Source organism: Mesorhizobium sp. STM 4661 (genome assembly GCF_000359125.1).
GTDB lineage: Bacteria > Pseudomonadota > Alphaproteobacteria > Rhizobiales > Rhizobiaceae > Mesorhizobium.
This window is the reverse complement of the sequence record NZ_CAAF010000085.1, coordinates 91,948-102,018: the sequence shown is the minus strand read 5'-3', so window position 1 is coordinate 102,018 and position 10,071 is coordinate 91,948. Positions and strand designations below refer to the sequence as shown.

The 10,071-nt window shown below is 62.6% G+C and carries 8 protein-coding genes; all 8 read right to left on the bottom strand.

Going from position 1 to position 10,071, the window contains the following annotated elements; all coding sequences use genetic code 11:
• Window positions 1–182: 182 nt before the first annotated feature.
• Entirely contained in the window at window positions 183–635 is a 453-nt protein-coding gene (gene panD / locus MESS4_RS30415; RefSeq protein WP_006339732.1) for an aspartate 1-decarboxylase, read from the bottom strand.
• A 66-nt stretch (window positions 636–701) separates the two neighbouring features.
• Window positions 702–1,685 carry a beta-ketoacyl-ACP synthase III gene (locus MESS4_RS30410; RefSeq protein WP_006339730.1) on the bottom strand — a complete coding sequence of 328 codons (984 nt, stop codon included), beginning with the start codon at window positions 1,683–1,685 and terminating at the stop codon, window positions 702–704.
• Window positions 1,682–2,947 (bottom strand): adenosylmethionine--8-amino-7-oxononanoate transaminase, encoded by a 1,266-nt coding sequence (locus MESS4_RS30405; protein ID WP_006339725.1) that lies wholly within the window; start codon window positions 2,945–2,947, stop codon window positions 1,682–1,684. Before MESS4_RS30405 ends, MESS4_RS30410 begins: the two co-directional genes overlap by 4 nt.
• On the bottom strand, window positions 2,947–3,582 hold the full coding sequence (bioD, locus tag MESS4_RS30400; protein WP_006339724.1) for a dethiobiotin synthase: 636 nt from the start codon (window positions 3,580–3,582) through the stop codon (window positions 2,947–2,949). Before bioD ends, MESS4_RS30405 begins: the two co-directional genes overlap by 1 nt.
• Entirely contained in the window at window positions 3,579–4,718 is a 1,140-nt protein-coding gene (locus tag MESS4_RS30395) for an 8-amino-7-oxononanoate synthase (protein WP_006339723.1), read from the bottom strand. Before MESS4_RS30395 ends, bioD begins: the two co-directional genes overlap by 4 nt.
• Window positions 4,715–5,656, bottom strand: coding sequence for a biotin synthase BioB (bioB, locus tag MESS4_RS30390; protein WP_006339721.1), 942 nt, complete (start codon window positions 5,654–5,656; stop codon window positions 4,715–4,717). The genes MESS4_RS30395 and bioB overlap by 4 nt, the downstream gene beginning before the upstream one ends.
• An 82-nt stretch (window positions 5,657–5,738) precedes the next feature.
• Window positions 5,739–7,880, bottom strand: a complete 2,142-nt coding sequence (scpA, locus tag MESS4_RS30385) for a methylmalonyl-CoA mutase (protein WP_006339720.1) — start codon at window positions 7,878–7,880, stop codon at window positions 5,739–5,741.
• 10 nt (window positions 7,881–7,890) lie between these two features.
• On the bottom strand, window positions 7,891–9,912 hold the full coding sequence (locus MESS4_RS30380; protein ID WP_036242557.1) for an acetyl/propionyl/methylcrotonyl-CoA carboxylase subunit alpha: 2,022 nt from the start codon (window positions 9,910–9,912) through the stop codon (window positions 7,891–7,893).
• Window positions 9,913–10,071 lie beyond the last annotated feature (159 nt).

Genomic DNA, 10,071 nt, shown 5'->3' with positions numbered 1-10,071 from the left:
ATCCAGACTACGGGCGACAATGACGCGTCAACGCACTGGGGTTTACCGCGGGATTGCATGGCGTTTCATGCCGAAATCCTCGGAGTGACCACCTCAACGGGTAGATAGCTCGCCAAGGTAAAGTTCTCGGCATTCCAAGGTCGCTGAACGGGGCTCTGCACATCATGGCAAATGCTGTGAAGTCATGCCCCGGAGACCAGCGCAGGAATTGCCAAAGCCTCATTCGCCTCGTCAAGGATCGAGAAACTGTATTTGCCGCTCGCGTCGAGATCGACGGAGTAGCTCAGGCGATCGAGTATGTGGTTGTCCTGGTCGAACGTGACGACCCGCGGCTTCAGCGAGGTGATATGCACCTCGTCCAGGTAAATGGAGTTGCAGATAATGATCTGGTCGTCGGGCTGGCAGGTGCGGGCGGCTGCACCATTGAGGATGCAGCAGCGTGAGCCGCGCTCGCCTAGAATGACATAGGTCGAGATCCGCGCACCGGAATTCTTGTTCCATATCTCCACGAATTCCATGGGCAGGATCCCGGCTGCTTCGCAGTGGTCCGGGTCGAGCGTTATCGAACCGTGGTAGTTGAGGTTCGCCTCGGTGACGTGGATGCCGTGCAGCTTACCGGCTACTATCTTTCGCATTGATCTGTTGTCCTATTCATCATGAGTGACTGGTCCTGCCGCCCCGTGGAGCAGCCAGTTATCCGGCTAAATTCCGACCACCAGCGCACCGCCGCTAAGACCCGCACCGGCCGCCGCCAGCAGTATTTTCTCACCCGGCCGAAACGGCTTCATCTGATGAGCCAACGACAGAGAAAGTGGGATCGTCGCGGCGGAGGAATTGCCGTAATCGGCGATCGTCTTGACGATTGCTTGATCCGCAATGCCGAGGTTTCGTCCGACCGCATCAAAGATGCGGGCGTTGGCCTGATGCGGCACAAACCGATCGATGTCCTGCGGCTGCATTTGCGCTACAGCGAGTGCGTCCCGCGAGCAGGCGGTCATCATCTCGACGGCTTTGCCGAACACCTCACGGCCGTCGGTGATGGTCATCCGGGTTTCCCCGAGGTCGAGGCCGCCATGGAACGGGGTGTTGCTTCCGCCGGCGGGAATCTGGATCAGCCCGTAGCGCGAGCCGTCGGAATCCACCGAAGCGCCGAGAATGCCCCGATCCGGGTCGTCGCACGGGCCAATCACCATGGCGCCGGCGGCGTCGGCAAACAGCACGGCGCTGGCGCGCTCGGCCGGGTTGATGCGGCGGCTGAGGATGTTGGCGGCAATGACAAGGCTCGCTTTGCCATGCAGACGAGTGAACCCGTCGGCGAACATCAGCGCATAGATGAAGCCGGCGCAGGCGCCGGTCAGGTCGATCGCACCGGCACGGCCCAGTCCCAGCCGATGTGCGACCAACGGCGCGCTTGGCGGCAGTAGGTGATCGGGCGTCGAGGTGGCGAGCAACAGCAGGCCGATGTCGCTGCGCTCGATGCCGGCATTGGCTAGCGCCATGTTGCCGGCCGAGGCTGCAAGGTCCGACAGCGTGTCTTCGTCGCTTGCCCAGAAGCGAGACCGTATCCCGGTGCGCCGCTCGATCCAGCCGGGTTCGAGCCCGAGACGGTCTTCGATTTCCGGGTTCTCGACCTTACGCGACGGCGCATGATGACCGAAGCCGAGAATGCGCGAGGATCGGTTCATGGACGCGAACCGAAGCGTTCACCGGCCTCCTCGATGGCGTCATAGAGCCCGTCCAGCTCGTTGCCGGTGATGCAATAGGGCGGCAGAAGATAGAGGACATTGCCGAGCGGACGCACGAGCAGTCCGCGATCGAGGAAAAAAGCGCGCAGCTTCGGCCCGATGTCGGCCAGATAGCCGGCAGAGCCGGTGCGCAGATCGAGGGCTGCGATCGTTCCCGTGGCGCGGCAGTCGGCAAAATATGGATTGTCCCGAAAGCGTGTCAGCCCGGTGGTCTGCATTCCGCTCAGGGCCGCGACGCGCTCGGCCACCGGTTCGTCCTGCCAAATCTCGACATTGGCGAGTGCCGCCGCGCAGGCCATCGGGTTGGCCGTGTAGGAGCTCGAGTGGAAAAACGTCTTTTTGCGGTCCGTCGAATAGTGGGCCTGGAAGATGGCATCGGTCGCAAGCGTGGCGGCCAGCGGGATCACGCCGCCCGTCAGCCCTTTCGAGGTGCACAGGATGTCGGGAGAGATAGACGCCTGCTCGCAGGCGAACATGGTTCCGGTGCGTCCCCAGCCCGTCATCACTTCATCGGCGATCAGCAGCGTGCCGGAGGCCTCGGCGATCTTCTTCAGTTCAGCCAGAACCCAGGCCGGATACATCAGCATGCCACCGGCGCCGAGCACCAGCGGCTCGACGATCAGCGCGGCGGCGCGCCGGTCGCGGCTGACGGCCTCGAAACGATCCAGCGTTTCCTGCTCGTGCCCGGCGGCCGGGAAGGGGATGGTGTCGACCTCGAACAGCAAAGGCTTGTAGGCGGCGTTGAACACGCCGCGGGCGCCAACGCTCATCGTGCCGATGGTGTCGCCATGATAGCTGTGCTCCATGACGACGATGCGCGAGCGCGGCGCGCCGATGTTGCGGAAATAGCCGAGCGCCATCTTCAGCGCGACTTCAACGGAGGTCGAGCCGCTGTCGGAGTAGAACACCCAGTCGAGACCAGCGGGAGCGAGCCCGACAAGCGCCCTGGCCAGGCGTTCGGCCGGCTCGTGCGTGAAGCCGGCGAAGATGATCTGGTCGAGGCTCGCCGCGGCCGTCTCGATGGCCTTGATGATGCGGGGATGGCGGTGGCCGTGGGTGACGACCCACCAGGAGGAAATGGCATCCAGGATGCGAGTGCCGTCGGCCTTGTGGAGGTAGGCGCCTTCCGTCCGGACGATTTCAGGGATGGCCGGCTCGAGCGCGTGCTGCGTGAACGGATGCCAGACTTGAGACTGCGACATCATTCGCCTCCCGCGATCGCTGTGAGGTCGAAGCCGGCAACCATCGCGTCCCTCAGCGTCCCGCTCGTCAGCGGATCGATGTGCGGCAGCCTGCCAAGCTGGCGCACGCCGCTGAATTCCACGATTGTTCTCTGCGTATCGGCCACCTCGTCGCCGATGAAGGCAATGCCGATGAGCGGGATGGAACGGGCCCTGAGCGCCTCGATCGACAGCAGGGTGTGGTTGATCGTGCCGAGCGTGGTACGGGCGCACAGGATAACCGGCACCCGCCACTGTGCAAATATGTCGATGAACTTGGTGCGCCGGTTGAGCGGCACCATCAGTCCCCCGGCACCTTCGATGACGATCGGACCCGGCAAGTCCGGAAGCGAGAGCTTTGCCACGTCTATCGCGACGCCGTCGAGTTCGGCTGAACGATGCGGCGAGAGAGGCTCCTTCAGGCGATACACTTCGGGCAGTGCGCGCCCCATCGGCAGGCCGGCGAGCCGTTCCACGACCTCACTGTCAGTCTCCTCGTCGAGGCCCGATTGCACCGGCTTCCAGTAGAAGCCATCGAGCAAGCCGGCGAGCCCGGCCGAAAATACTGTCTTGCCAATTCCGGTATCTGTTCCGGTGACGACGATGCGCTTGGTCATATCGTGGCCAACACCTCGACCAGGGCCTCGACCATCGCAGCAATGTCGGCTTCATCGACGTTGAGCGTCAGTGAGATGCGCAGGCGCGAGGTGCCCTCGGGCACCGTCGGCGGGCGAATGCCGCGAATGTCGAAGCCGCGGGCCTGCAATGCCGCCGCCACCGCCATGGTGCGCCTGTTCTCGCCTATGACGAAGGGCTGGATCTGCGATCCGCTGGGTGTCACACCGCAGCGTTCAGCCAGTTGGCGGCCCGCAAAGGCGACGCGTTCCTGCAGCTGGATGCGGCGCATGGGCTCGTCGGACAGCATGGCGAGCGCTTCGCGCACCGCGACTGCCATCAATGGCGATGGCGCGGTGGCGTAGATGAATGGCCGGCAACGGTTGACGAGATAGTCGCACAGCGTTCGCGGAGCGGCGACAAGCGCGCCGGACGCGCCGAGCGCCTTGCCGCATGTGTGGAGCGCGATGATGTTGTCGCGGCCCTCGAACGCGGCTGCGAGGCCGCGACCATCTGGCCCCCAGACACCGGTGGCGTGCGCCTCGTCGACGATGATGAATGCTTCGTGCCGATCGGCAAGCGCGACGAGGCTCTCCATCGGCGCGCAATCGCCATCCATGCTGTAGAGGCTCTCGACCACGATCGCGACGCGCCCCATGCCGCCTTCGGCGCGCCAGCGCGTGATCGCGTCCTCGACAGCATCGACGTCGTTGTGCGCGGCCAGCACGAATTGGGCACGCCCGGCCTGGGCCCCCTCATGCATGCTGGCATGAGCAAGCTCGTCGAGAACCAGCAGGTCGCCCTTTTGCGGCAGTGCGGTCAGCAGAGCGAAGTTGGCGATGTAGCCGCTGCCGAAGAACAGCGCGCGCTCGCTGCCGAAGAACGCCGCTGCGTCCGCCTCCAATGCCTCGTGCTCCGGCGCATTGCCGCGCAACAGCCGCGACCCGGTGGCGCCAACCGGCGTGCCCCGCGCAATCGCCGCGGCAACGGCATCACCAAGTCTCTTGGAAGCGGCAAGCCCGAGATAGTCGTTCGACGAGAAGTCGAGCCCGGCGCGCGGCGACAGCGTCCGCAGCCGGTCCTTGCGCGCCAGCCCCTGCAAGGTCGCGTCATAGCGGGCAAGCGGCGCCCCGTTCATTGCGCCTTGAGTTCCATAGGCTCGATACCGAGGCGCCGGAACAGCAGGATATCCTTGTCCTCGCCGGGATTGTCCGCCGTCAGCAGCGTGTCGCCGACGAAGATCGAGTTGGCGCCGGCAAAGAAGCACAGCGCCTGCATCTCGTCGGTCATGGCTGTGCGGCCGGCCGAAAGACGGACGTGCGATTTCGGCATCATGATGCGCGCCAGCGCGATCACGCGCACGAATTCGATTGGCTCGATGGGCTTAGCCTTGGCAAGCGGGGTGCCCTCGATCGGGATCAGCATGTTGATCGGAACGCTTTCGGGATGTTCGGGCAGGTTGGCCAGCGTCACCAGCATGTCGATCCGGTCCACCGGCTCTTCGCCCATGCCGACAATGCCGCCGCAGCAGACCTTGATGCCGCTGTCGCGGACATTGGCCAGCGTATCCAGCCGGTCGGCAAACGTCCGGGTCGAGATGATCTCTGAGTAGTAGCGCTCGGAGGTGTCGATGTTGTGGTTGTAGTAGTCGAGGCCAGCCTCTTTCAGCCGCTGCGCCTGGCCGAGGTCGAGCATGCCGAGCGTCATGCAGGTCTCCATGCCCAGCGCCTTGACGCCTTCGACCATCGCCACGACCGCATCCATGTCGCGCGCCTTGGGATTTCGCCAGGCAGCACCCATGCAATAGCGGGTGGCGCCGGCGTCGCGCGCCTTGGTCGCCTCGGCGATGACCCGTCTGACTTCCATCAGCTTCGACGCCTTCAACCCGCTTTCGTGATGCGCCGACTGGCTGCAATAGCCGCAATCCTCCGGGCAGCCGCCCGTCTTGATGCTGAGAAGCCGGCTGAGCTGAACCTTGTTGGGGTCGAAGTTCTGGCGGTGAACGGTCTGTGCCTGGAACAAGAGGTCGTTGAAGGGAGCGTCGTGAACGCTACGAGCCTCATCCAGCGTCCACATCCGGCGGCTCTCGTTGAATTGGGCTTTGGACGTTGTCAAATCCGAAATAGCTGGCTGCATTTTCCACCCTGTTCCTGCGCGCCTATGCGTTTCGACGCTTGCCTTCCATGAGATCCAACACGGCGCGTGCGGCGTCCAACACATTGGTGCCAGGACCGAACACCGCCGCCACGCCGTGGTCGATCAGGAACTGGTAGTCCTGGCGTGGCACGACGCCTCCGCAAATGACGATGATGTTTTCCTCGCCTTTAACCTTCAGCGCGTCGATCAATTGCGGCAGCAGCGTCTTGTGGCCAGCCGCGAGCGAGGACACGCCCACGACATTGACCTTTGTGGCGATAGCCAGATCGGCCGCCTCGCCCGGCGTCTGAAACAACGGTCCGGCGACGACTTCGAAGCCGATATCGCCAAAGGCGGAAGCGATGATCTTGGCGCCGCGATCGTGGCCATCCTGGCCAAGTTTGGCGACCATGATCTTCGGGTTGGCGCCGCGCGAAGCCGTGAAGTCTTTGAGGCGCGAGACCAGCGTCTTGAACTCCGGCTCCTGGTCATAGGCCTTGCCATAGACGTTGCTGACCACCTCGGGAACCGCCGTATGATCACCAAACGCCTTGCGCATGGCATCTGAAATCTCCCCCACCGTCGCACGGGCCCGTGCCGCCTCAACCGCCGCTTCGAGCATGTTGCCTTCGCCGCTAGCTGCGATCTGGCTGAGTGCGGCCAGCGTATCGCCGACGCGCCGGGGATCGCGCTGGCCCCTGGTCTTTTCGATGCGGGCAATCTGCGACTGGCGCACGGCTGCGTTGTCAATGTCCAGTATATCGATCTGGTCCTCAGTCTCGAGCCGGAACTTGTTGACGCCGACTATGACCTCTTCGCCCTTGTCGACGGCGGCCTGACGGCGTGTGGCCGCCTCCTCGATCAGCCGCTTGGGCAGTCCGGAGGCCACGGCTTTCGTCATGCCGCCCATTGCCTCGATCTCTTCGATCAGCGCCCAGGCCTTTTCGGCAAGCTCATTGGTCAAGCTTTCAACGTAATAGGAGCCCGCAAGAGGGTCGATGACCTTGGTGACGCCGGTTTCGTGCTGGAGAATGAGTTGTGTGTTGCGGGCGATGCGCGCCGAAAACTCGGTCGGCAACGCGATCGCCTCGTCAAAGGAGTTGGTGTGGAGCGATTGCGTGCCGCCAAGCGCCGCCGCCAGCGCTTCGTAGGCGGTTCGCACGATGTTGTTGTATGGATCCTGTTCTTGCAGCGACACGCCAGAGGTCTGGCAATGTGTGCGCAGCATCAATGACGATTGCTTGCTCGGTTCGAACTCTTCCATGATGCGCGACCAAAGCAGCCGGGCCGCGCGCAGCTTGGACGCCTCCATGAAAAAATTCATGCCGATGGCGAAGAAGAACGAAAGTCGGCCGGCGAACTCATCGACGTTCAGGCCCTTGGCGATGGCCGCCCGGACGTATTCGCGCCCGTCTGCCAGCGTGAAGGCCAGTTCCTGGACCAGCGTCGAGCCGGCCTCCTGCATATGATAGCCCGAGATGGATATCGAATTGAATTTCGGCATCTCCCTTGCCGTGTATTCGATGATGTCGGCGATAATCCGCATCGAGGGTCCGGGCGGATAGATGTAGGTGTTGCGGACCATGAACTCCTTGAGAATGTCGTTTTGAATTGTTCCGGAGAGTTTTTCGCGCGCAACGCCCTGTTCTTCTCCCGCGACGATGAAGTTCGCCAGGATCGGGATCACCGCGCCGTTCATGGTCATCGAAACCGACATCTCATCGAGCGGAATGCCGTCGAACAGGATCTTCATGTCCTCGACCGAGTCTATCGCCACGCCAGCCTTTCCTACATCGCCCTCAACGCGGGGATGGTCGGAATCGTAGCCCCGATGGGTGGCAAGATCGAAGGCTACTGAAAGGCCCTTCTGGCCAGCAGCGAGCGCCTTGCGATAGAAGGCATTGGATGCTTCGGCTGTCGAGAAGCCGGCATACTGGCGGATCGTCCACGGCCGCCCGGCATACATCGTAGCGCGCGGTCCGCGCAGGAACGGCTTCAGACCCGGTAACGAATTGAGTTGGGCGATGCCCTCGAGATCCGTTGCGGTATAGAGTGGCTTGACGGTTATGCCCTCCGGCGTGTGCCAGACCAGATCGTCCGGCGACCGCTTCAGTTCACGCTCGGCGAGCTTTAGCCAGTCCTCGTAAGTCACACGTTCGGTCATAGCCCCGCCCTCACTCGAATTCCATGATCAGTTCGTCGACGGCAAGGCTGGCGCCGGCTTCGGTGGCGATGCGCCTGACCGTTGCCCGGCGCTCGGCGCGCAAGACGTTTTCCATTTTCATGGCTTCGACCGTGGCAAGCACCTGGCCCGCCTCGACCTGATCCCCCGCTTTCACCGAGATGGCGGTGATCACGCCGGGCATAGGACAAAGCAGCATCTTGGAGGTATCCGGCGGCAGCTTTTCGGGCATAAGCCGCGCCAGTTCGGCAATTCGGGGCGTGCGCACGCAGGCGATCACATCCACTCCGCGCTGACGCAGGCGAATCCCAGATGCAGCGAATGCCGTCTTCACGCCGAGCGTCTTATTGTCGACGGTGAATTGGGCATGGGAGCAACCGGGGAGCCAGGCGCTGGCGACCGAAATCCGAATACCTTCGCTAAAGCTGACGACAGTATTCCCGTCTTCTTCCCCGGCTGCGGTATCAAAGCTTTGGCCTGCCAGCGTCACCACCCAGTGCTGGCCCACGGCGCGACGGTGATTGTCCATGGCGCCGGAAATCAGCGCGGCGCGCTTCTGCACTCGCAAATTGATGAAGACGGCGATCGCAGCAAGCTTCCTGGCCTCATCCGCCGACGGCGTGACCCCCGAAAAGCCGTCGGAATACTCTTCGGCGATGAAAGCAGTCGTCAGCCGGCCCTCGCGAAACCGCGGATGGTCCATGACCGCTGAGAGAAACGGCAGATTATGGCCGATGCCCTCGACCTCGAAATCGTCGAGCGCCTTGGCCATGGCATCGATGGCTGCCAGCCGCGCGGGCGTCCCCTCTCCATCCGGAGCCCAGGTGCACAGTTTGGCGATCATCGGATCGTAGTACATCGAGATCTCGCCGCCCTCGAACACCCCGGTGTCGTTGCGTACAACGATGCCGTCTTCGCGCTTGCCCTCGACCGGAGGACGATAGCGGGTCAAGCGTCCGATTGATGGCAGGAAATTGCGGTACGGATCTTCGGCGTAGAGCCGGCTTTCAATGGCCCAGCCCCGCAGCTTGACGTCATCCTGGGTGATGCGAAGCTTTTCCCCCGCGGCAACACGGATCATTTCCTCGACCAGATCGATGCCGGTGATCAGTTCGGTCACCGGATGCTCGACCTGAAGCCTCGTGTTCATTTCGAGGAAATAGAATTTCCTGTCGCCATCGACGATAAATTCCACCGTCCCGGCGGAGAAATAGCCGACGGCTTTGGCCAATGCCACGGCCTGTTCGCCCATGGCCTTGCGCGTCGCGGCATCGAGGAACGGTGACGGCGCTTCCTCGATGACCTTCTGATTGCGGCGTTGGATCGAGCACTCGCGTTCGCCCAGATAGATCAAATTGCCGTGCTGATCGCCGAGCAATTGGATCTCGATGTGGCGCGGCTGGGTGATGAATTTCTCGATGAAGATGCGGTCGTCGCCAAAGGAGGATTTCGCCTCATTCTTCGAAGAATGAAAGCCTTCGCGCGCCTCGGCGTCGTCCCAGGCAATTCGCATGCCCTTGCCGCCGCCGCCAGCCGAGGCCTTGATCATCACCGGATAGCCGATCTCGCCGGCGATCCTCACCGCCTCGTCGGCATCCGCGATCAGGCCCATATGGCCGGGCACGGTTGAGACACCCGTGGATGCGGCGATCTTCTTGGAGGTAATCTTGTCGCCCATCGCCTCGATCGCCACTGGCGGTGGTCCGATAAAGGCGACGCCCATAGCTTTCAATGCCTCGGCGAAATTGGCGTTTTCCGACAGGAAACCGTAGCCCGGATGCACCGCATCGGCACCGGTCTGCTTAACCGCATCGAGTATCTTACCGATGACGATGTAGGACTGGTTCGATGGCGACGGACCGATATGCACGGCTTCGTCAGCCATTTTCACATGCATCGCTTCGCGGTCGGCGTCCGAATATATGGCGACGGTGGCGATGCCAAGCGTCCGCGCGGTCTTGATGACGCGACAGGCGATCTCGCCGCGATTGGCTATGAGGATTTTCTTGAACATGGGTAGCCTATCGTTCAACAATCAAAATCTTTGTGCCGCGAGCCTGCATCCACCTCAGCCCTGCGCGTTCCAGAGTTTTCGGAAGGTCGATCGCGCAAAGGCACCAGTCCATTTCACCAGCGTGCTCCAACCAGACCAAACCCTGTGGTCCGCCGATCA

Coding starts and splice junctions, on each gene's coding strand:
- panD (WP_006339732.1), bottom strand. CDS start 635: ATGCGAAAGATAGTAGCCGGTAAGCTGCACGGCATCCACGTCACCGAG.
- MESS4_RS30410 (WP_006339730.1), bottom strand. CDS start 1,685: ATGAACCGATCCTCGCGCATTCTCGGCTTCGGTCATCATGCGCCGTCG.
- MESS4_RS30405 (WP_006339725.1), bottom strand. CDS start 2,947: ATGTCGCAGTCTCAAGTCTGGCATCCGTTCACGCAGCACGCGCTCGAG.
- bioD (WP_006339724.1), bottom strand. CDS start 3,582: ATGACCAAGCGCATCGTCGTCACCGGAACAGATACCGGAATTGGCAAG.
- MESS4_RS30395 (WP_006339723.1), bottom strand. CDS start 4,718: ATGAACGGGGCGCCGCTTGCCCGCTATGACGCGACCTTGCAGGGGCTG.
- bioB (WP_006339721.1), bottom strand. CDS start 5,656: ATGTGGACGCTGGATGAGGCTCGTAGCGTTCACGACGCTCCCTTCAAC.
- scpA (WP_006339720.1), bottom strand. CDS start 7,880: ATGACCGAACGTGTGACTTACGAGGACTGGCTAAAGCTCGCCGAGCGT.
- MESS4_RS30380 (WP_036242557.1), bottom strand. CDS start 9,912: ATGTTCAAGAAAATCCTCATAGCCAATCGCGGCGAGATCGCCTGTCGC.